At 70.4% G+C, this 21,398-nt stretch carries 15 protein-coding genes; 5 read left to right on the top strand and 10 right to left on the bottom strand.

Annotated features, from left to right (window positions below):
* Window positions 1-330 precede the first annotated feature (330 nt).
* The gene (locus tag ACFWX1_RS12140; protein WP_378386503.1) at window positions 331-1,434 is read right to left on the bottom strand and encodes a class I SAM-dependent methyltransferase; all 1,104 of its coding nucleotides are present in this window, start codon (window positions 1,432-1,434) and stop codon (window positions 331-333) included.
* Window positions 1,435-1,543: 109 nt separating this feature from the next.
* Window positions 1,544-1,933 carry a DUF2511 domain-containing protein gene (locus ACFWX1_RS12135; RefSeq protein WP_378386502.1) on the bottom strand — a complete coding sequence of 130 codons (390 nt, stop codon included), beginning with the start codon at window positions 1,931-1,933 and terminating at the stop codon, window positions 1,544-1,546.
* A gap of 153 nt (window positions 1,934-2,086) precedes the next feature.
* On the opposite strand from ACFWX1_RS12135, the gene ACFWX1_RS12130 reads away from it, so the two are divergent.
* The 5 genes from ACFWX1_RS12130 to ACFWX1_RS12110 are packed head-to-tail and all read left to right on the top strand — an operon-like array spanning window position 2,087 to window position 11,847.
* Window positions 2,087-3,115, top strand: a complete 1,029-nt coding sequence (locus ACFWX1_RS12130; protein WP_378386500.1) for a glycosyltransferase family 2 protein — start codon at window positions 2,087-2,089, stop codon at window positions 3,113-3,115.
* Between the two features lie 22 nt (window positions 3,116-3,137).
* Complete coding sequence (locus ACFWX1_RS12125; protein ID WP_378386498.1) at window positions 3,138-4,169, top strand: ketoacyl-ACP synthase III family protein; 1,032 nt, start codon at window positions 3,138-3,140, stop codon at window positions 4,167-4,169.
* Between the two features lie 2 nt (window positions 4,170-4,171).
* On the top strand, window positions 4,172-10,276 hold the full coding sequence (locus ACFWX1_RS12120) for an SDR family NAD(P)-dependent oxidoreductase (RefSeq protein WP_378386496.1): 6,105 nt from the start codon (window positions 4,172-4,174) through the stop codon (window positions 10,274-10,276).
* 55 nt (window positions 10,277-10,331) lie between these two features.
* Window positions 10,332-11,135, top strand: a complete 804-nt coding sequence (locus ACFWX1_RS12115; protein ID WP_378386494.1) for a hypothetical protein — start codon at window positions 10,332-10,334, stop codon at window positions 11,133-11,135.
* A gap of 1 nt (window position 11,136) precedes the next feature.
* Window positions 11,137-11,847, top strand: coding sequence for an ABC transporter ATP-binding protein (locus ACFWX1_RS12110; RefSeq protein ID WP_378386492.1), 711 nt, complete (start codon window positions 11,137-11,139; stop codon window positions 11,845-11,847).
* A 69-nt stretch (window positions 11,848-11,916) separates the two neighbouring features.
* Here the strand turns inward: ACFWX1_RS12110 and ACFWX1_RS12105 are convergent, their stop codons facing one another.
* The 8 genes from ACFWX1_RS12105 to ACFWX1_RS12070 are packed head-to-tail and all read right to left on the bottom strand — an operon-like array spanning window position 11,917 to window position 21,266.
* Window positions 11,917-12,423, bottom strand: coding sequence for a hemerythrin domain-containing protein (locus tag ACFWX1_RS12105; protein WP_378386490.1), 507 nt, complete (start codon window positions 12,421-12,423; stop codon window positions 11,917-11,919).
* Complete coding sequence (locus tag ACFWX1_RS12100) at window positions 12,420-13,346, bottom strand: TIGR01777 family oxidoreductase (protein ID WP_378386488.1); 927 nt, start codon at window positions 13,344-13,346, stop codon at window positions 12,420-12,422. The genes ACFWX1_RS12105 and ACFWX1_RS12100 overlap by 4 nt, the downstream gene beginning before the upstream one ends.
* Before the next feature lie 3 nt (window positions 13,347-13,349).
* Complete coding sequence (locus tag ACFWX1_RS12095) at window positions 13,350-13,913, bottom strand: PadR family transcriptional regulator (RefSeq protein ID WP_378386486.1); 564 nt, start codon at window positions 13,911-13,913, stop codon at window positions 13,350-13,352.
* Window positions 13,914-13,971: 58 nt separating this feature from the next.
* Window positions 13,972-15,099 (bottom strand): DUF6895 family protein, encoded by a 1,128-nt coding sequence (locus tag ACFWX1_RS12090; RefSeq protein WP_378386517.1) that lies wholly within the window; start codon window positions 15,097-15,099, stop codon window positions 13,972-13,974.
* 5 nt (window positions 15,100-15,104) lie between these two features.
* On the bottom strand, window positions 15,105-15,887 hold the full coding sequence (locus ACFWX1_RS12085; protein ID WP_378386484.1) for an ABC transporter permease: 783 nt from the start codon (window positions 15,885-15,887) through the stop codon (window positions 15,105-15,107).
* 10 nt (window positions 15,888-15,897) lie between these two features.
* Window positions 15,898-16,812: an ABC transporter ATP-binding protein gene (locus tag ACFWX1_RS12080; RefSeq protein ID WP_378386482.1), complete on the bottom strand. Its 915-nt coding sequence runs from the start codon at window positions 16,810-16,812 to the stop codon at window positions 15,898-15,900.
* A 9-nt stretch (window positions 16,813-16,821) separates the two neighbouring features.
* Window positions 16,822-18,177, bottom strand: coding sequence for a lanthionine synthetase C family protein (locus ACFWX1_RS12075; protein ID WP_378386480.1), 1,356 nt, complete (start codon window positions 18,175-18,177; stop codon window positions 16,822-16,824).
* Window positions 18,174-21,266 carry a lantibiotic dehydratase gene (locus ACFWX1_RS12070; protein ID WP_378386478.1) on the bottom strand — a complete coding sequence of 1,031 codons (3,093 nt, stop codon included), beginning with the start codon at window positions 21,264-21,266 and terminating at the stop codon, window positions 18,174-18,176. Before ACFWX1_RS12070 ends, ACFWX1_RS12075 begins: the two co-directional genes overlap by 4 nt.
* Window positions 21,267-21,398 lie beyond the last annotated feature (132 nt).

Here is a 21,398-nt window from a genome sequence, read left to right as displayed (position 1 = left end):
TAATCCTTTGAGGTACACAGTTTATCACAAGGAGGCCCCCACGGACTTTCGAGGGCGGGGCGCACCCTACCTGGGTGCGCATTTCGGTGGGTGGCGCCGTCCTTTGTGGATGGTCGGACATGGGCGGGTGTGGCCGGCGATGTCCCGAACGGGGCGTTGGCGGCGTTGAGCGTCCCGAACGCGTCGTTCAGGGCAACAGCTCCTCGGCGCCGGACCTCGTGCTCATGTCCCGAACGCTCCGTTCGCGACGTTGAGCGTCCCCAACGGAGCGTTCGCGACGTGCGTCGCCGCCGCGTGGCTATCCACAAAGGACAGAGCGAGCGGCGGAGTTCAGGAGCGCGGGATCCAGGACGGCGGAGCGCCGTCCAGATTCGTGGCCTTCTCGACGAAACACAGGTTGTGGTAGAAGTGCAGGCCGCCGATCGCGGCGTCCGTCGCGCGTGGCTGCCGTCCTTCGATGTCCTCGTGGTTCAGCCCGTCCACGAGCTGTTTGAGGAAGCCGACGCTCGTCGCCGGGTCGTCGAACACGTCCGCCCGGCCACCGAAGTTCGGCCAGTACGAGGTCTGCAGGTCCTCCAGCACGTAGAGGCCGCCGTCGCGCAACACGGGGAAGAGCGCCCCGAAGGAGGCCAGCAGATGCGCGCTCACGTGGCTGCCGTCGTCGATGACGATGTCCAGCGGACCGGTCTGCGCGACGACCTCGGCGAGGTCCGTGGGTGACGACTGGTCGCCGGCGAGCACCGTGAGGCGCTGTTCGGACAGGGCGGACTTGTCGGTGATGTCCAGCCCGAAGACGGACGCCCTCGGGAAGTATCGCTTCCACATGTGCAGGGAGGCGCCGCCCCGGCCGGGATCCGCGTAGCCGCCGACACCGATCTCGAGAATCGTCAGCGGACGATCCCGGATCGCGTCGAAATGGTGTTCGTAATGCCGGGGGTATTGGTGGATGCCCCATTTGTCGGAGCCGTAGCGTACGCACAGCTCGGCCAGCCCCGCCGCGTACGGCCGGTCGATGGCGTCGAGCAGGCGGCGCACCACGGCGAAGGTGGGCGGCGGGTCGGTGATGAACTCGCGCGAGTCCAGGTCCCGCCAGCGCAGGACCCGGGTCGCCGCCGGACGCGGACCGCGCGGGCCGAACAACCCTTGCACGACCTCGGCCAGCGACTGTTCGACGACGGCGTCCGGCGCCGCTCCCGAAGGCTCGCCGGGAAGGTGCACCGAGACGGTGTCCCCGCCGTGTCGCAGCGCGAAGCGTACTTCCACCCCGGTGTACGTGCCGAGATCGGCCCGGTGCCGCAGCTCGGCGAGCACGATGTCCGCGACCACCGGCACGCCAAGGTCGTCGATGGCCGCGACGATCTCCTCGGGCGAGCCACCCGCCGCCGAAACGAGCCGTGCGACCCCCTCGCGGATTTCCCCCACTATCCGTGTCATTCCTCGATAATCGCGAGAAACGCGGTGCGGGAACAAGACGGTGTCATCCGTTTGGCAGTGTTCTTACAACTGTGCCCTCACTGTCGCCGTGACAGTTCCGTCAGCGCCGTCACTTTCCCGCCTTGCACAAGCTGAGCGTCTTGCCGATCAGCGAGCCGAGGCTGATCTTGTCGTTGTCCGCCCCGGTGGCCCGCAGCGGCTCGATGCTCGCGATCCCCGCCTCGGCCGCCTTGTCGTTGAGCGCGTAGGCCTTTCCGTCCGGCGCGACGAACACCGCCTGCGGGCCGGGACGGCATTCCATCGTGCCGTGGTCGACCGTGAGCGGCCACATGTACGCGAGGTTCTGCCGCGACACCTCCTGGCGGTTCGAGGTCGGCTTCGGCAACGGGACGGGTGCACTGTTCGGCGGATTGTTCGCGCCGGAGCCACCGCACGCGGCCGTCAGCGCGAGGCCGAGTGCCACGGCGGTACCGGCGATCCAGCGGAGCTGCGCGTTCATGGTTCTCCCTGTGGACGGACGGTCGTCGTGGCAGGTACGTAGCGCGCCGCCGCCGGGCGGTTCACTGCCGCGTCAAGACGGCAGGATTGGCAGTCCCGGCGCGGTTACATTCCCAGGGAGAGCCTTTCGCTCGAGGAGACACCGGGGGAGTTCATGGCGTTCACGCCGAGGATCGACGTCGTCTGCACCGCGTTCAACCGCTCGGACGCGATCCGGCCGACCATCGACAGCGTGCTGGCCCAGACCGTCGAGGACTGGTCCCTCATCGTCGTGTCCGACGGGTCCACCGACGACACCGACGACGTCGTCCGGTCCTACTCCGACCCGAGGATCCGGCTGATCCGCGTCGAGCCCTACGGTCACCCCGGCGGCCCGCGCAACGTCGGTGTCGCGGCCGCGAAGGCGCCGTACGTCTGCTATCTCGACCACGACGACGTCTGGCTCCCCGAACACCTCGAAGTGCTGCTCGGCCGCCTCGAATCCGGCGCCGAGCTGGTGGCCACCGGCTGCGTCCGCGTCGACGAGGACGGCGTCGAACGCGAGCGCACCGGGCTCACCGATCTGATCTGGCATCCGGAGATCCAGACCGTCAACGTCATGTTCGAGCCCTCCCGCGTCGGGCACGCGCGGCCGTTGCTCGCCGAGGCGGGCGGCTGGTCCACCGCGCGGGCGGGGTTCGAGGACTGGGACCTGTGGTTCCGCCTGACCCGCGCGGGCCACGACTTCACCCTCGCCGAGGAACGCACGTCGGTTCAGGTGCTCGGCGCAGGCACCCGTCGCAACGAGCTGCGCGCCCAGCACGCCGTTGTGCTCGGACGCGCCGCCGACGACGAGACCGCGCGAGCCGCGATGGCCGCGATCGCCGAGCAGCGGTTCGAGCTGCGGGAACGGTTCATCGGCGAACTCTGCCGCTGGTACGCGGATCTCGCGGGCACCGGCCGCTACCACGCGCCACCCGGGACCACGACCGAGCGGATCGGCGCCCACCTGCACGACGAGTTCCTCGGCGCGGACAAGCCGAGCCTGCTCGAACAGCTGGTGTACGCGCCGGTCGGCGACAGCGTCGCGATCTTCCTGCCGCTGTGGTGCATGTCCGCCGACCACGTGCGCGACATCGGGGACGTCATGTTCACGCGCTATCCCGGCCAACGGGCGCACCTGCGCGCGCTGCTCGGCGGCTGACACGGGTTCCGGAGGGGGAGCAATGCGGATCGACAACGTGTATCTCGCATCAGCGGGGGTGTGGCTTCCCCGGCGGATGTCCGGGACCGAGGCCGTCGCGCTCGGCCACTACGAGCAGGACGACCTGATCGACAGCGGTCTCGACGGCGCACTGGTCGCGGGCGACGCGGCACCGGTCGACATGGCCGTTTCGGCGGCGGAACAGGCGCTGACGCGGGCGGGCACACGCGCGGGCGACGTCGATCTGCTCATCCACAGCAGCGTTTTCCGCCAGGGCCCGGAGATGTGGGCGGCGACCGGTTATCTGCTGCGGGAACTCGGCTGCGGCTACCCGCCCGCGTTCGAGATCCGCCAGGGCTGCAACGGCATGATGCGGGCGCTGGAGATCGCCGCCGGCCAGTTCGCGCTCGTGCCGGGCACCGCGCTGCTCACCGCCGCGGACAACTTCACCTCGCCGGTGTTCGACCGCTGGCGCGGCGGCGGGCCTGGGTTCGTCGTCGGCGACGCGGCCAGCTCGCTGCTGCTGAACAGCATCGGCGGGTTCGCCCGCGTCCGCTCGGTGAACTCCGCGACGGTGCCGGAGCTGGAGGGGATGCACCGCGGTCAGGAACCCTTGTACAGCCCCGAGGCCGGCCGGCCGATCGACATGACCGCGCGGGCGTTGTGGTTCGTCCATTCCGGACAGACGGTGTCCGGCGCGAACGATCACGCGGTCAAATGGCAGCTGGAAGTCGTGCACCGGTCGCTGAACGAGGCCGGGATCACGCCGTCGCAGGTCGCGCGGGTGCTGTTCACGCATTGCGCCGGATACATGGTCGACCAGTGGATCATGCGGCCGCTCGGGCTGCCGATGTCGCGTTCGGCCTGGGACTTCGGCAGGACGGTCGGCCATCTCGGCGCGAGTGATCACGTCGTCGCGCTGAACCACCTGCTGGAGGCAGGCGAACTGGGGCCAGGCGACCATGTCCTGCTCGCCGGCGGTGCTCCGGGGTATTCCGTGTCGGCGGCGGTGCTGACCATCACCGGACGACCGGCCTGGGCCGGAAGGGAGTGACCATGCGTGACCCGATCGCGATCATCGGCGTCGGCTGCCGTTTCCCCGGGGCGCAGGGGATGGACGGTCTTTGGCGGCTCCTGGAGTCCGAAGTGGACGCCATCGGGGAGATCCCCGCCAGCCGGTTCGACGTCGGCGCTGTGTATGACCCGGAACCGGCCACGCCCGGCAAAACCGTGTCGCGATTCGGTGGTTTCCTCGACGACATCGACCGGTTCGACGCCGCGTATTTCGGGATCTCACCCCGTGAGGCCGCGCATCTGGACCCGCAACAGCGGCTGCTGCTGGAGACCGCCGCCGACGCGCTGCACGACGCGGGACTCACCGCCGACCGGGTCGCGGGCAGCCGTGCCGGGGTGTTCGTCGGCCAGCTGACCACGAACTACTGGGAACACCTGAGCAGGCGCGGAATCCTTGACATCTACGCGAATCTCGGCACCGCCCGCAGCAGTCAGTCGGGACGGCTGTCGCACGCCTTCGATCTGCGGGGGCCGAGTGTTTCGGTCGACACGGCGTGTTCGTCGGGCCTCGTCGCGGTGCATCTGGCGTGCCAGAGCCTGCGCTCCGGCGAGTCGGACGTCGCGCTCGCCGCCGGAGTGAACGTCATCCTCAGCGCCGACGAGGGCATCACGTTCTCGCAGGCGAACATGCTGGCACCGGACGGCCGGTGCAAGTTCGGCGCGGCCACCGCGGACGGGTTCGTCCGCAGCGAAGGCGTCGGCGTGGTGGTGCTGAAACCGCTTTCTCGTGCCTTGGAAGACGGCGACCCCGTCCACGCTCTGGTACTCGGCTCGGCGGTCCGCAACGACGGCGAGAGCGGCGGTTCGATGATGACGCCCGCCGAAGAAGGACAGGTGGAGACGCTGCGCGCGGCCTACGCGGACGCCGGTGTCGATCCCGCGGAGGTCGGCTACGTCGAGGCGCACGGGACCGGGACCCCGGTGGGTGACCCGGTCGAACTCCGTGCCATGGCGCGGGTTTTCGGCGACTCGCGGCGGTTGCCGGTGGGTTCGGTCAAGACCAACATCGGGCACACCGAGTCGGCGGCGGGGATCGCCGGGCTGGTCAAGGCCGTACTCTGCCTCCGGCACCGGCGGATCCCGGCGAGCCTGCACGCCGCTGAACCGACTCCGGCCGTCGACTGGTCGGCGTTGCCGGTCGAGATCGTGCGCGAGGCCCGTCCGTGGCCGGGTTCCGGCCGGGCGATCGCGGGGGTCACGTCGATCGGGATCTCCGGCACGAGCGCGCATTGCGTGGTCGCCGAACACGTCCCGGACCCCGTTCCGCCCGAGGCCGAGCCGAAGACGTCGCGGCTGCTCGCGCTCTCCGCACGCAGCCGTCCGGCGTTGCTCGATCTTGCCAAGTCCTCTGTGGACTATCTCGAAACTGGCGGTGGCCAGACACTTGCGGACATTTGCTTCACCGCGGGTGTGGGCCGCGATCACCACGAGTACCGTATGACCGTTGTCGGCGCTTCACACGGCGAAATCGCGGAGAAGTTGCGCGCCTTTGTGGACGGTCGTCCGGTTCGCGGTGCCGGGATCGGCGAAGCGACAGGAACGCCGAGGATCGTGTTCGTCTTTCCCGGCCAGGGTTCCCAGTGGCCCGGGATGGCGCGGGAGCTGCTGCGCACGGCTCCCGCCTTCGCCGCCGCGCTCGCCGAATGCGACGCGGCCGTGCGGGCCGAAGCCGGATGGTCGCCGATCGAGCTGCTGACCGACGGTGAACTCACCGGAATCTCGTACGTGCAGCCGGCGTTGTGGGCCGTCGAAGTCGCTTTGGCCGCCCAGTGGCGTGCGTGGGGCGTGCTACCGGACGCTGTGGTGGGACACAGTATGGGGGAGGTCGCGGCGGCGTGCGTCGCGGGTTCGCTGTCCCTCGCCGACGGTGCCGCCGTGATCTGCCGCCGCAGTGCCCTGCTCGCCGGAGTCGCGGGCAAGGGCGAGATGGCCTCGGTGGAGCTGACCGTGGATCAGGCCGAGGCCGAGATCGCGTCGTGCGCGGATCGGGTGTCGGTGGCCGTGAGCAACAGCGCAAGCTCGACAGTGCTGGCCGGTGACCCGGTGGCGCTCGACGAGGTCCTGGCCCGGCTGAACGAGCGCGAGATCTTCCACCGCAAAGTCAAGGTCGACGTCGCGTCGCACAGCCCGCAGATGGACGCGCTGCGCCCGGATCTGCTCGCCGCGCTCGCCGGACTGGAGCCGGTGCCGGGTGCGGTGCGCATGGTGTCCACAGTGGATGGTATCGACCTTGGTGGTAGCGAGCTGACCGCGGACTACTGGGCGCGGAACCTGCGTGAGCCGGTGCGATTCGGCGCTGTGACACGTGCGCTGGCCGAGGAGGCGCCGACGGTCTTCGTCGAGATGAGCCCGCATCCGTTGCTGGTGTCCGCCGTTCAGGAAACGCTCGACGTCGTCGGATCGGGTGCGGTCGTAGCGTCGACACGCCGCGACGAGCCGGAACTCGCGACGTTGCTGGACTCCCTCGGCGCGGTGCATCGTGCGGGCGGGCGAGTGGACTGGGCGGCGGTGTGCCCCGGCCGCCGGGTCCGGCTACCCGGCTACCCATGGCAACGGGAACGGTATTGGTACACCGAGGAATCCGCGCCCGTGGGGCATCCGCTGCTACGCGGTTTCGCCAAGCGGGACGACGGCCGGTGGGAGGGCAGGATCGACCTGTCCGTCAACGCCTACCTCACCGGGCACCAGGTCCAGGACACCGTGGTGCTGCCAGGGACGGCATACGCGGAACTCGTGCTGGCGTCGGCCGAAGGACCGGTCGAGCTGCGCGACATCACCTATCATCGCGCGATCTACCTCGACGCGGAACCGGAACTGGGACTGAAAATCGCCGACGGCCGGTTCACCGTGTCGGCTCGGTGCGTCGGGTCCACTTGGGACACCTGTGCGTCCGGCTCGGTGCACGCCGTCCCGGTGTCGCGACCGCGGACGGCACCCGCCGAACTCCACGGCGGGGCCACGGAACATCTGAGCGGCGAGCAGTTCTACGAACGGTCCGGCACGGCCGGGAACCAATGGCTCGGTTCGTTCCGGGGAATCGCCGACCTGTGGCGTCGTGACGACGAGGCAGTGGCGAAGATCGAAATACCGTCATCCATTGTGGACACTCTTGGCGCGCACGTCTTCCACCCGGCGGTGCTGGACGCCTGCGGCCAGGTGCTCGCGGCCACTGTGGACGCGGCCGAGCATGCCCGGCACGGTGCCACGTTCGTCCTCGGCGGCATCGACGCGCTCCGCGTCCACGCGCGGCCGCGGGGAACGGTGTGGTCGCACGCGATCCGGACTCAGGGCGATCGTGACGATTCGTTCACCGGCGATGTCACGGTGACCGACGAGGACGGGAAGGTGCTCGCCGAGTTCACCGGCCTCCGGCTGCAATATCTCGACCCCGCACCGGAAACCGAGCCCGAGGACCTGTTCCACGAGGTGTACTGGCGACGGGTGCCCGTGCCGGAACCGGTGGAGTCGTCCGGCTACTGGGTCGTGTTCGCCGACGGCTCCGGTGTGGGCACCGAGCTGGCCGCGCGGCTCGGGCCCCGCGTCGCGATCGTTCTCCCGGGCGGGGAGTTCCGCGTCGAAGCGCCCGGCCGCTACCGGGTCGATCCGGACGCCGAAGCGGACTACCAGGCGGTGTTCCGCTCTGTCCGGGGCGAGAACCCCGGTGTCACTTGCCGGGGTGTCGTGTACCTGTGGAGCCTGGACGCGTCCGGTCCCGACGACGTCGCGGCCTGCCGGAGGGTGCCGCACGTCGCCAAGGTGCTCGACGGACACGGCGGGCTGTGGCTGGTCACTCGGGGCGCGCACCGGCTCGGCGGTGATCGGGTGGTGCGGCCGGAACAGACCGCGTTGTGGGGCCTCGGCCGGACCCTGGCACGGGAACACGGCGACCGCCGGGTGCTCGTCGATCTGCCCGAGGACACGCCGGTCGACCTGGCGCGCGAGATCCGGGCGGCCGACGACGGCGAGAACCAGATCGCGCTGCGCGCCGATGGCCGGTACGTCGCCCGGCTGGTCCGTGGTGTTGCGGAGGCGGTCTCGGGTCCGTCCGAAATCCGGCCCTCGGCGCCCGGCCTGCTCGACGAACTCGCGCCCCGCCCCGCTTTCGCCGTCGATCCCGGCGACGGCGAGGTGCTGATCCGGGTCGGCCACACCGGGGTCAACTACCGGGACGTCCTGATGGCGACCGGGACTTATCCGGGACAGGGAAACGAAATCGAGCTCGGCTGGGAATGTGCCGGGACCGTGGCCGAGGTCGGTGCCGGTGTCGCCGGACTGTCCATAGGGGACAGTGTCGTGGCTGCGACGGATTCGGCGATGGGTACGCAGGTGCTCGCCGACGCGCGTCTCGTGTTCCCGCTGCCCGCGCGGCTTACCGAGGCGGAGGCCGCGACGCTGCCGATCGCCTACCTGACGGCGTACTACGGCCTTCAGGTTCTCGGTCGGCTGAGGGAAGGCGAACGCGTGCTGATCCATTCGGCGACCGGTGGTGTCGGGCTCGCGGCCGTGCGGTACGCGCAGTGGAAAGGCGCCGAGGTCTTCGCGACGGCGGGGAATCCGGGGAAGCGCGCGACGCTGCGCACGCTCGGGGTGCGGCACGTGAGCGATTCCCGGTCGGTCGATTTCGCCGACGACGTGCTGGCGGCCACGCGCGGGCGCGGAGTCGACGTCGTGCTCAACACGCTGGCCGGGCCCGCGATCGAGGCGAATCTCCGCGCGCTGGCACGCTACGGTCGCTATGTCGACATCAGCAAGCGGGACGTCGTCGAGAACACGCCGGTCGGGCTCGGTCCGTTCGGCAAGAACCTGACGTACTCGGCCTTCGACGTCACGGATCTCCTGCGTGATCGGCCGGAGGAGGCGGCGGCCGCGCTCGGGTACGTCCTCGGCCTGGTCGGGGCCGGACTGCTCGAACCGCTGCCGCACGAGACTTACCCGGCGGCCGACGCGGCCGCGGCGTTCCGGCGGATGGCGTCGGCACGGCACACCGGCAAGCTCCTCCTCGATTTCACCGGTGTCCAAACCGGACAGCCGGAGATCCGGCCGGACGCGACGTACATCGTCACCGGTGGGCAGGGCGGCCTCGGCCGTGTCGTCTGCGAATGGCTGCTGGACAGCGGTGCCTCGCATGTCCTCTCGCTCGGACGTTCGGCGGTCGCGGACACCGGCGATCCGCGCATCGTCCACGAACAGGTCGACGTCGCCGACGAGGCGGCGTTGCGGGCGGTGCTGCGTCGTCGAGAAGAGGCCGGGCTGCCGGTGCCCCGCGGGGTCGTGCACGCGGCCGGGGTGATCGACTACGCCGCGCTCGACGAGGTGACCCCGGAGAAATTCGCGGAAGTGCTGCGGCCCAAGGTCGCGGGCGGCTGGGCGTTGCACCGGGTACTGCTCGGCAAGCCGCTGGACTTCTTCGTGTTGTTCTCGTCCGGCTCGTCGGTCCTCGGCTCACCGCGGCTGGGCGCCTACGCGGCGGCCAACGCGTTCCTCGACGGCCTCGCCGCGCACCGGCGGCTGGCCGGATTGCCCGCGACGAGTGTGAACTGGGGATTCTGGGCGGGAACCGGGATGGTCGCGCGGTACGAGCGCGAGCACGCGCGCGGGCTCGCGCCGCAGGGGTTCACCAGCTTCGGGCCGGAGACCGGGATGGCCGTGCTGGGCGAACTGCTCGACCGCGACGTCACGCAGGCCGCGGTGCTCGCCGCGGACTGGCCGCGCTGGGCCGCCGCCTATCCCGAGGCGGCGAGTGATCCGCTGCTGCGGGAGCTGGTCGGTTCGGTTACGCCCGTGCCGGTTCCCGAGCCTGCCCCGATCGCCGAGCCCGCGCCCGCTGCTCCGGTCGGTGACCTGACGGCGTATCTCGCCGCCGAGATCGCCGGGGTGATGGGACTGCCGGTCGACCGGCTCGACCTCGGCCAGCCCCTGAACCGGCAGGGGTTCGACTCGCTGATGGCCGGGCAGGTGCGGGGCAAGGTCAAGCAGGGCCTCGGCGTGCTGCTGCCGATCACCCGGATGCTCAGTGGCGAAAGCGTCGTCGAGCTGGCGAACGGGCTGCGCGAACAACTCCACGGAAGTCACCCGGACGAGGCGTGAACCGCTCCGGCGCCGGCCGCTACGTACCCGGTAGTCCGACGCTGAGGAGTGAATTGTGGCTACCACCGCACCGGCAAGGGCGGCCGAGGCCCGGCGGGACCGGCCGTCCCTGTGGACCGTCACCGGCACCGAACTGATCAGGATGCGCCGGGGTTTCGTCGGCTGGTACGTCCTGCTGGCGCCCGTCGTCATCACCGTCCCGCTGTACGTCACGTCGTTGTTCTCACCCGAAGCGCGTTCCGGCAAGACCTGGCAGGTGTTCCGGGACGTGTCGCTCGAAGGCTGGGGTGTGCTCATCCCGATGACCGCGGCGCTGCTCTCGGCGCTGACGGTCCGCGCGGATCAGGACGCCTGGCGGCTGTTGCTGTCCTACGCCGTGCCACGCCCGCGTTACCTGCTCGGCAAGTTCGCCGCGCTGGCCGTGCTCACCGGCGTGTCCACGGTGATCCTCGCGGTGCTGCTGTCCGGCGGTGCCGCGCTCAACGGGCAGCTCGGGGCCAGCTTCGGCACGATCGTCGCCGCGTGTTTCCTGCCCTGGCTCGCCGGGCTGGCGACGACAGCGCTGGCACTGGTGGTCGCGGTCATGTGGGGCCTCGGGCCGACGATCGCGGTCGGTGTCGTCGGGATGCTGAGCGGAATGCTGGTCTCCGACAAGGACTGGTGGTACGCGATCCCGTTCGCCTGGCCGATGCGGGTCATCCTGCCGCTCGCCGGGATCGGGCCCAACGGCGTCCCGCTGCGGGCGGACAGCCCGCTGCGCGACCACGGCGTCATCCTGCCCGCCGTCGCCCTCTCGGCGGTCTTGCTCGCCGTGCTGCTCGGGGCAGGCAGTGTCCACATGCGACGGAAGGAGATCTGACGTGCACGCCCTCGAGGTTTCCGCGCTGCACAAGCATTACGGCGATCACCGCGCGCTCGACGGCGCCGATCTGGAGGTGCGGGCGGGCGAGGTGTACGGCCTGCTCGGGCCCAACGGAGCCGGGAAGTCGACACTGATGAAGACCGTGCTCGGCCTGCAACGGCCCACAGGCGGTGAAATCCGGCTCTTCGGGCAACCCTACGACCGGGCGTTGCTGGCCGAGGTCGGCGCGCTGATCGAGACGCCGGGGCTGTGGCCGCAGCTGGACGCCGTCGCGCACCTGCGGATCCACGCGCGGCTGCGTGGTGTGCCGGAGAGCTGGATCCCCCACGTGCTCGACGTCGTCAAGATGGGCGACGTCCGGGAGCGCAAGGTCCGCGCGTACTCGCTCGGGATGCGCTGGCGGCTCGGCATCGCGATCGCCCTGCTCGCGCGGCCGCGGCTGATCCTGCTCGACGAGCCGACCAACGGCCTCGACCCAGTGGGCATCCGGGAGATGCGCGGCATCATCCGCGCACTGGCCGACGGCGGCACCACGGTGCTGATCTCCAGCCATCAGCTGCCGGAGATCGCGCAGGTCTGCGACCGGATCGGGGTGCTGGTCGCGGGCCGGACGCGATACCAGGGGGAGTTGCGGGGGCTGGCCGTGAACGGCGACCTGGAGGCCGGGTTCTTCCGGATCCTGGAGACCTGCGGCTCCGGCGTCCGCTGATTCCCCTCACCCGCCGCTGTGGGTGATCTGCCCCCCAGCTCACCCACAGCGGCCCCTTCGCCGTGCTGGTCATCGCCCCGGCTCACGAGACATGCGCGGCTTGACCGGACGTCCGTCTCCCGCCAGTTCACGGGCTTCCTCGCGGGTGGTCACGAGCTTGTCGAGCGCGGCGTTGAGTGTGGCTTCTTCCCGGCCGAAGTGCTCGCTCATGCGCCGGTGCAGGTGGTCGAGGTGTGCACGGATGTCGTCTTTCGGCGTCTCGCCGTTCGACGACCATGCGCCGAGGGCCTGTTCGAATTCGGTGATCAGGCCGGCGAGCACGACATGGTCGGCTTTGAGCTGCTCGATCGTGGGTTTCAGATCGGGATGTTCGGCGAGCAGGCGTACGAAGAGGCCCTTGTCTTCGCGCACATGGTGGTCGGTCAGCGCGGAGCAGAATCCGTGACAGTGCGTGAGAAGGTCGGCGGAGAGCGAAGCCGTCTTCGTGGCATTGCGCGCACGTTTGAGTTCACGCTCGAGGCGGTGGTGGATCGTCTGAAGCTCGAGCTTCCAAGCGATGATCCGGCGTCGGCTCATGCCGTTGCTCCGGCACATTCCCGGAGGGCACCTTCGAGGTGGGGGTACTGGAACTCGAAGCCCGATTCGAGCAGACGGGCCGGTACGACACGGCGGCCGCCGAGCACGATGGCGGCGCCCGCTCCGACGAAGAGCCGGGCGAGCAATGCCGGCGACCTGCGCGGCCGACCGGCCGACGTCACCCGCGCCAGCGTTTCGGCGAACTCCCGGCTCCGGACCTGTTCGGGCGCGACCAGGTTGTAGGCCCCGTGCCAGCCGTCTTCGGCCATCGCCCGCAGGATGAACGCGACGACGTCGTCGAGGTGGATCCAGGGCAGCCACTGCGAGCCCGGCGCGAAGTACGAGACCTTGCCCTTGCGAGCGTTGCCGAGCTGCCATGCCAGACCGCCGCCCTTCGCGGTCAGCACGAATCCGAGGCGCAGGAGCACGGTCCGCGCGGTCGGCTCCGCGATCGCGGCGGCCTCCCACTCGCGTGATCCCCGCGCGTACTCCCCGGGCAGGGGTGCGGTGTGCTCGTCGACCAGTTCGTCCGTGGGGGAGCCGAATCCGTAGACACCGACCGAGGACGCGTTGATCAGAGTCCGGGGGCCGGGCGATGCGTGGTGCATCGCGGCGACGAGGTGCCGGGCACCCGCGATGCGCTCTCCGGTGGCTTTCCGCAGGTATCCCGGGCCCGTGAAGGGCTTGAACAGCGGAGCGCCCGCCAGGTTCACCACGTGGTCGGCGCCGGTGACCGCGGCCGCCCAGTCGCCGTCCTCTCCCTGGCGGTAGGTGAGGTACCGGGCGGCGCCCGGCACGAGAACCCGGGCACGTCCGGGGTCTCTCGCCAGCACCACGACCTCGTACCGACGGGCGATCAACGCCGCGGCGACGGCTGTGCCGACCAGTCCGGTCGCGCCGGTCATGACGACTTGTCCGGTCAACGTTCACTCCTCGGTCTCGAGGGGAGGGGCGGCCATCAGCGCGGGAAGCCGGTCGAGAAGTTCGTTGTGCCAGTCGATTTCGAGGCACAGCCTGCGCATCGTGTGCTCGAAGATCATCTTCTCCATCGCGCTGAGGTACGGGCCTGCCTCCTCGCGGAGGTGGGACATCTCCTGATGCTGATGGGTGAGCGACGCCCGGCGATCCTCGATGGCCGACCGGACCGCTTCTTCGGTCATGCCGGTGACGTGGCCGAGTGCCAGGTCGATCGGGTCGGGACTCAGCTTCGCTTCACGCAGGGCCGACGCGCGCTGAGTCACCAACTCGTGGCGGCCTTCCTCGGTGATCTCGTAAACCGTGCGGGGTGGCCTGCCCCCTGCCTGTTCGGTACGGACCCGGCGGACGAGGCCTTCGGCCTCCATGCGTTGCAACGCGCCGTACAGCGACCCCGGCTTGATGTTCGTCCACCGGTCGACATGGTCCAGCTGTGCCGCACGGCGGATCTGGTGCCCGTGCATGGGGCCACGACGCGCCAGTTCGCCGAGGACGAAGAGTCTCGCTGAGCTCACCACTTATTCATACGTGATTACTCAAACTTGAGCAAGTGGTCTGCCGGGGCGGGCCGTACTACTGCCGAGGAGGCTTCGACGCGAGGCGCAGGTAGGCGGCGGCGCGACTCAGGACGGGCTCGTCGGCCAGGTCGAGCGACTCGGCGTGACGTAACACCGTGCGTAAGGCGTCCAGGTCGTAGGTACGCACCGCGTGCACCGCCAGCGACGACAACACCGTTCCCCACCAAGGAGAATCGGGCGATCCATCAGGGAGCGGCGGACGCGAAGGGTGCAACAGGCCCAGCGGTTCAGGCGACGTGGTGGACGTCCCGCCGACGCGCTCGTGTTCCGCGGCGGCCATGGCGGCGACCATCGTCGTGTGATGGCAGGTCCCGAACAGGTAGGCCTCCGCCGCGTCGCCCCGCAGGCCCGACCAGCGTGCCGGATCGTGCAGCGGGCCGGGGACGGCGCCGTCCGGGCGCTGGGCGTCGGACAGCACCCGGAAACCGTGCGCGGTCACCGGGCAGGAAGAGCCCAGAGCCGTGAGACACAGCAGGAATTCCCCGGCCAGGTCGAGGTTTCCCGCCGTCAGGTAGGACCCGGCGAGCGTGCGCAGCAAGCCGGTGAGCGCGGACGCGTCCGGCATCGGGCGCGCGCCGAAGTCGGTGGCGTAGAAGACGACGTGAGTGAGCGCGTACGCCTCGTCGTCCCGCAGGAACAGCGGGTCCGGCGAACCAGCCACAATGGACTGTCCGATCAGGTCCGGAATCCGGCTCGGGAAACCGCCGAGTTCCTGGACGTACCGGAGTTCGAGCCGGTGCTGCACCGGACGCCAAGCGCCTTCGTGATCCCCTGCCTCGGCGGCGAGGACGTCCAGGATCCGCTCGCGTGCCGAGGGGGCTGGACGTCCGGCGTCCTCCAGTAAGGCGACCAGGTAGGCGTGATAAGGAAAAGCCTGGTCCGCGCGGCACAAACCGGCGACGAACGACGGTGATTCCACAATGGACGAAGCGAGGTCGAGTGCCTTGTCCGGCAGCGGGTGGTCCCGGAACCGGCCGCGGCGCAGCACCCGGCACAACACCAGCAGCTCCAGCGCCGTCCCGCCGGGGAACGGCCGCGGCGGCAGGAAACGGTCCCATTCGGCGGGATCGAACCATCGGAGCCGGTCGGTGAGCCAGCCGACGGCGTCGTCGAGCAGCGGCATCGTGCTCACCGCCCGATCTTGGCGCGGATGCACCCGGCGAACGCGCACACGAGGCCTGCCAGCACGACGAGGTCGAGCCCGATCGGGGCGACCGCCGCGGCGGGGCCGATGAGCACCTGGCGGGCGAGATCGACCAGGTAGGTCAACGGGTTCACGTGGATCAGCGCGCCGAGCCAGCCCGGCACCCCGCCCGGCCGGAACACCGAACCGGACAGGAACAACATCGGGAACATCGCCAGCTGCACGCTCGCCTGCAACGTCTGTACGCGTCGCAACACCGTGGCGAGGAACAGGCCGAGAAGGCTGAACACGACCGCGCCGAGCACGTAGACCGACGCCGCGAGCGCGATCGTCCCGACCGGCGGCCTCAGCCCGAACACGGGCGCGCACACCAGCAACACCAGGCTCTGCACCGAAACGATCGCGGTCGTACCGACGACCTTCCCCGCCGGAAGGCACATCCGGGGCACCGGCGCGACCAGCATTTCCCGCAGCACGCCGTATTCCCGGTCCCACGCGTAGGAAAGCCCGGTGGTGATCCCGACCGTGGCTACCTGGATCGAAATGATCCCGGGCAGCACGTACGCGCTGAACGGCACGCCGTCGACCGTCCCGACCATGGTGTCGAATCCGACGGCGTAGATCACCACGAAGAACAGCACCTGGGCGGCGTTGCTGACGAGCAGCCCGGGGCGGCGCACCTGACGCTGCAGATCGCGCGCGGCGATCACCAGCACGGCACGCAGGCTGCCGATCATCCGGTCCTGGCCGGCGGCGAGAGTGGTCACGGTGAGCCTCCTAGCCCGCGGTCGCCGCGAGGTAGACGTCGTCCATCGAGGGCCGGTGCGCGGACACGCTCAGCACGGGAACCCCGACGGCCCCCACGATCTCGGCGATCCGCCGGTCCGGGTCGGCGCAGCGCACGGCGAGCTCGCCGAATCCGGTCACGACGTCGAAGCCGGCCGCCCGCAGGTGTGCTGCCGCGGCCACGTCGTCGTAGGTGCTCAACAGCACCCGGGACGCGTCGAGTTCGTCCTTGAGTTCCTCCGGCGAACCACGACGGCCGACGCGTCCGTCCGACATGATCACGATCGTGTCGGCGTGCTCGGCCTCTTCCATGTAATGCGTGGAATACAGCGTGGTGACACCGAGTTCGTCCCGCATCCGCAGCAGGTCGTCCCACACCACGCGGCGCGAATGCGGGTCGAGGCCGGTGGTCGGTTCGTCGAGGATGAGCAGGCCGGGCCGGTGCAGCAGCGCCCGCACCAGCTCGACGCGCCGTGCCATCCCGCCGGAGAGTTTCTCGACGGCCTTGCCGCGGTGCCCGGTCAGCCCGAACATGCCCAGCAGACGGTCGATCTGCTCTGCCGCGTCGGCGCGGCGCATCCCGAACAGCCGCGCGTGGAACCACAGGTTCCGCTCGACCGAGAGCTCCTTGTCCAGCGTGCGTTCCTGGAACACCAGCCCGAGCCGTCGCCGCGCGAGCTTCGGCTCGGCGCGGACATCGTGGCCGAAGATGCTGATCCGCCCGGACTCGGGCCGTTCCGCGGTGGACAACGCCTTGAGCAGGCTGGACTTCCCGGCGCCGTTCGGCCCCAGCAGGGCGGTGAGCCTGCCGGGCACGGAGTCGACCGACACGTGGTCGACGGCGAGTGTCGAGCCGTAGCGGACCACGATGTCGGAGAGGGCGAAGGCGAGCAGGCCGGTCGGCACGGTGACTCCTCAGCTCAGGGCGAGGCCGCGGTCCCACGACCGCTGCTCGCCGGGGTGGTCCGTCACCGAAAGCAGCGCGCAGGCCACGCCGGCGGCGCCTTCGAGCACTCCGGCGACGTCGAGTGCCTTGAACTCCGTGGCGCCCGGCGCGGTGCGCGGATAGCGCATCAGATGCCGGAAAACGAACGGTGCTTCCTCGTCGGCGTGGTCGAGTACCTTGCGGGCCAGGCGATCCCGGCCGTCGAGCAACTCGGCGTCGCCCGCCGCGGAGCCGACGCGGTGCAGGACCTGGAGCAGGCCCGCATAACCGTGGCAGATCGTGGGCCCGCTGATCGCCCAACGGTCTTCGTCGCGGCTCAGCGCGTCCCGCAGCGCGCGGATCGCCGCCGCCCGCCAGGAAAAGACGTCGAGTGTGACTCCCGCGTGGTGCAGCGCCGAGGCCACGCCCGGCGCGCCGTAACACCACGCCGTCCTGGTGAAAAGGCCGTCCGGGCGGGTTTCGGCGATCTCTTCGGCGAAGCTCACCCGGCACGGCCAGTACGTGCCGTGCTCGTCGGTGCGGATCCAGCCCATGAGCCACTCCGCGACACGCGTGATCGCGTCGCGGAGACCGGGGACGTCGTGGCCGCGGCGCAGCGCGAGCGACAGCACCATGAGCGGCCCCGGAATCCCGTGTGCCAGGCCGAGATTGAAGTCTCCACGTGGGTAATCGGCCCGGTCGCGATCGCTGACCTGGAGCTGCGGCGGGACCCACCAGCCCGGAACGCGGTGTCCGTCGACCTCGATCGGCAGCGTCACCGTGACGAGATGGCGCAGGGTTTCGTCGAGTGCCCGTTCGACGTCGGCGCCGGTTTCGTCCGGATCCTCGACGGCGTCCAGCAGCAGACGCGCCGTGCCGGAAAGGCCGTTGATGACGTCGTAGGTCTCCCACGAGACTCCGGCGCCGCTGTGTGCGCGGCACGCTTCGAGCCGGGTCAGCTGATCCGCCGCCACCCATGCGGCGAGGTTCCGCCGCAGACCAGGGTATTGGCCGCCGCAGATCTGGGTGGCCGCGAGCAGCGCGGCGGGCCCGGCGTGCAGGCCGCGGCTCGGCTGAGTGGTCATCGCCTCGCCCGCGGCTTGGACGTGCCGGTGGGCGACGGCAAGCCAGCGCTGCTCGGACCGCGCGAGCTCGGCGTAGAGCAGCGCGACGCCGGGAAGGCCGTTGGACAGCGTCAGCGGGCCCCACATCAGCGCGTCGTAGATCGGGTCGCGGTTGTCCGGACGGCTCGCGATCTCCGCGACGGCCATCGGATCCGCGAGGCGATCCGCGACGAGGCCGACGACCTCGGTAGCCTTGTCCACTGTGGACATGGTGCTGGTCATCCGACGTGCCTCCTGCGGTTGAGATTGTCCTGCACCGCCCCCCTGGCGATCGCGACCACGGCGACCTCGCGGTCGGTGTCGCCGCCGAAGAGCCGGTTGCAGGTCATGTGCATCAGACTGCCGATCAGTCGTCCGTGTGGTGTCCGTGATCCCTCCACTTCGGACCGAAGGCGGCGCACCGGTTCGTCTCGTGTGGACAGTGCGTCGAGTGCGGCCTTGCCGTAGGGATCTTCGGCCAGCTGCGACCAACCGCCGTAGGGGTCGACTATGCGACGCCATCGCGCGGCATCCTTGCGGTACAGCTCGGGTAACGCGCGGCGGACACCGGTCATCGACAACCATGCGGCCGCCGCGTCGTCACCGCAGTCGGCGGGGACGCGCGGGGTTCCCGGTACGGGCACGTCGAACGCGTCGGCGAGACTCGCCACCGAGACGGCGGCGAGTGTGTCGAGCGAGTACGGGCAATCGGGGTGCTCGGTGAGTTCGAGCAGCCGGATCGCGGCTTCACTGTCCGCTTCGAACACTCGCTCGGCGGCCGCCAGCGCCGCCACGCCGCCGTACCGTTCGGCCTCGGGGTCGTACTGATCGACGCGGTGGGTCCTGATCAGTCCGTGCCGTTGCCATTCGGTCAGCGTGCCACCGACCGCGCGGGCGACATCGCCCCACAATGCGCTTGGCTCGCCGTGGAAGCGCACGCGCAGGTGATGCCCCTCCGGATCGGTGTAGCGGATGAAGAACCACCGGTCGGTGCCGTGTCCGCGTGCCTGCTCGACGAGCGCGGGAAGCTGCTCGCGCAGGAGATCGTCCTGGCCGCGTGAGGGGCCGTAAAGCTTGAGGTAGAGCCAATCTCCGCCGAGTCCGGCGTTTTCGCGGGCCGGATCGGCGTAGGCGACGTGCCGCCGCCGTGTCGGCGTTGTGTCCCTTCTGGACAGTGGGACGACGAGTTCGGTGATGTGGCCGCCGATCCCGTCCGCGCCGGCGCCGGGGACCTCCTGCGCGACCAGTGTCGCGTCCTTGCGGATTTCGTCGCGGAGGAGTTCGAGATGCCACGGGTCGGTGAGGTCGAGCAGCAGCCGCTGGTCGTTGCTGACCACGAGGACCTGCTCCGGCACGTCCCATTCCCGGCGCCAGTCCGCCACCGCGGCGGGGAAGTCGTCGGCGTCGCGCAGCGAGTCGAGCCGCCAGACGGCGGGGGCGAGCACGAACCGGCCGCGGCGGATCCGCGGCACATATGGCGCGTCCGCGAGCGGTCCCCAGTTCCACGGCTCCCACAGTCGCTGCCCTTCGAGGCCGATTTCCCACAGCAGCCGGGCCGCGTTGGGCGCCTGCGCGGTCGGGCTGACCATGTTGCCGAGCGACGGGACGATCTCGCGGCCGGTCGGCAGGTGCACCGCGCACAGCCGCTCCAGGGTCGCGCCGATGCCGATGTCGGACAGGCGGATCTCGTCGGTACCGGGCGCGTCGGGCAGACCGACGCTGATCCGCCTGCCGCTGTGCGGGACCGTGTGCGCGAGGTTCGCGGCCTTGCCTGAGCGCGGCAGGAAGGCGAGGTCCGCGCGGATCGCGTCCTCGACGTGGCAGGGCAGCCGGGTGATCTCCTCGCCGAGCGCGTCACCGGGCAGCAGGTCGGCGAACCGGGCGAAGGTGGCACCCGCCTGATGGGAGCCGGGGCTCGGCGAAAGCACGATCCGGAAATCGCCGGAGGACAAGGCATCCGGCGAGGCCGCCACGAGGTGGACTGTGACCTCGCACGAGTTCGGCGCCGTCGCGGGATCCGATCCGGTGGTGAACGTGGCCACCAGCTCGTCGGTCAGCTCGACTTCGCGCTGTCCACTTCGGACTGCTCCGGCGACGAGCCGGTGGATCAGCCTGACGCGCTCGGAGTCCGAAGTGGACTGTGGGTCTTCGGCGGCGGTTTCCGCTGCGGGCCAGCCGTATCCGGCGGGCGCGCCGAGGCCATGTGCCTCGTCGAGCAGTTCGAGGATCGGGACGACGCGATCGGCGCCGTAGCGTTCGAGGAATCGTGCGTGGTAGCCACGCAGCGCGAACAGGCCGAGCTTGTCCCGCGACATCCGCCACATCAGCTCGACGGCCTGTTCGACCTCGGCGCGGACTTCGTACGGCAACCGGGTCTCGACATCGAGAGCCGTGTCGACGTGCAGTGGAGTCGCGTAGTCGTTGAGGCGGTGGGCGATGTCGATCGTCCTCGCCAGTTCGTCGCGGCCTTCGCCGATCGGCAGCGTGTCGTACCGCGTGCGGCCCTCGCCGATCTCGTGCAGCGCCGCCAGGGTGTCCGCGCTCTTGCCGCTGAGCGAGGCGGCGCCGAGGATCTCGATGACGTGGCGCAGCGGATCGCCGCCGTCCAGCGGCGGGCGGAGACCGGTGATCAGGAGTTCTTCGCCGACCAGGATGCTCAGCATCCCCGCGACGCGTTCGGCCGGCACGGCGAACCGGGCGCCGACGCGCTCGGCGAGCGTGTCGAAAGAAATGGTTTCCGCCGCTTCCTCGAGTACCGCCGAGACGACCGGCGAGTTCCGCACGGACACCGTCGCCCGTGCGGTGCCGCCGGGTGGGGCGCCCAGTGAGGAAGGACAATCCAGCACGACGCGGTCACCACGGATGGCCAACGCCGGATGGGCGCGGACGGACAGCGACCGCAGCAGTTCGCCGTCGGTTTCGAGTTCGTGGACCACGCCGAGCAGCCACTGCATGTCGACGTGCGTGCGGGTGCGGTGTGCCTCGCCCCGGCGCGTCTTCGCGGAGGTGTCGAACCGTCCACATGCGACACCGGAGAACACGCCGAATGGGGTCGGGCGGGTGCGCATCCGGATGTCGTACCGCAGCACGGCCAGCGCGGCGCGGCGCAGCTGTGAGGCCTTGAGCCCCTCGACACGGCCGGCGGCGACGCGGTCGAGCAGGCGGCTGAGACTGGGCGTCGCGAGGGCGATCGCTTCGCTCAGCAGGGGATCGGCCGCCGCGGCGCGCAGCAGCGCGAGCCGGTCGCCTCGCGCCGGCAGCGCGGCGCGGCCCGCGGCGAGCGGCGCGCGCACCAGGAAGACGTCCCAGGCGCGGAAGAGTGAGTCCGGCATCAGCGTGCACCCCCAGATGGATGGTCCCGGCGGACGGCGCCCCGGCGGGGGGGGGGGCCCCCCCCGCCGGGGCCGGGGTGAGCACCCCAGGGGGGGGCCCCAGCCGCCCCCCACGGGGGGGGCGCCCCCCGG

Origin of the sequence: Amycolatopsis sp. NPDC059021, from assembly GCF_042739895.1 — a bacterium.
Classification (GTDB): domain Bacteria; phylum Actinomycetota; class Actinomycetes; order Mycobacteriales; family Pseudonocardiaceae; genus Amycolatopsis.
Note: the sequence above shows the minus strand (reverse complement) of the source record. Positions and strands in the feature narration are given on the sequence as shown.

What these genes read in the sequence shown, in the direction of transcription:
- ACFWX1_RS12070 (WP_378386478.1), bottom strand. Translation starts at nt 21,266, where the DNA reads ATGCCGGACTCACTCTTCCGCGCCTGGGACGTCTTCCTGGTGCGCGCG.
- ACFWX1_RS12105 (WP_378386490.1), bottom strand. Translation starts at nt 12,423, where the DNA reads ATGAGCCGACGCCGGATCATCGCTTGGAAGCTCGAGCTTCAGACGATC.
- ACFWX1_RS12130 (WP_378386500.1), top strand. Translation starts at nt 2,087, where the DNA reads ATGGCGTTCACGCCGAGGATCGACGTCGTCTGCACCGCGTTCAACCGC.
- ACFWX1_RS12125 (WP_378386498.1), top strand. Translation starts at nt 3,138, where the DNA reads ATGCGGATCGACAACGTGTATCTCGCATCAGCGGGGGTGTGGCTTCCC.
- ACFWX1_RS12120 (WP_378386496.1), top strand. Translation starts at nt 4,172, where the DNA reads ATGCGTGACCCGATCGCGATCATCGGCGTCGGCTGCCGTTTCCCCGGG.
- ACFWX1_RS12075 (WP_378386480.1), bottom strand. Translation starts at nt 18,177, where the DNA reads ATGACCAGCACCATGTCCACAGTGGACAAGGCTACCGAGGTCGTCGGC.
- ACFWX1_RS12090 (WP_378386517.1), bottom strand. Translation starts at nt 15,099, where the DNA reads ATGCCGCTGCTCGACGACGCCGTCGGCTGGCTCACCGACCGGCTCCGA.
- ACFWX1_RS12140 (WP_378386503.1), bottom strand. Translation starts at nt 1,434, where the DNA reads ATGACACGGATAGTGGGGGAAATCCGCGAGGGGGTCGCACGGCTCGTT.
- ACFWX1_RS12135 (WP_378386502.1), bottom strand. Translation starts at nt 1,933, where the DNA reads ATGAACGCGCAGCTCCGCTGGATCGCCGGTACCGCCGTGGCACTCGGC.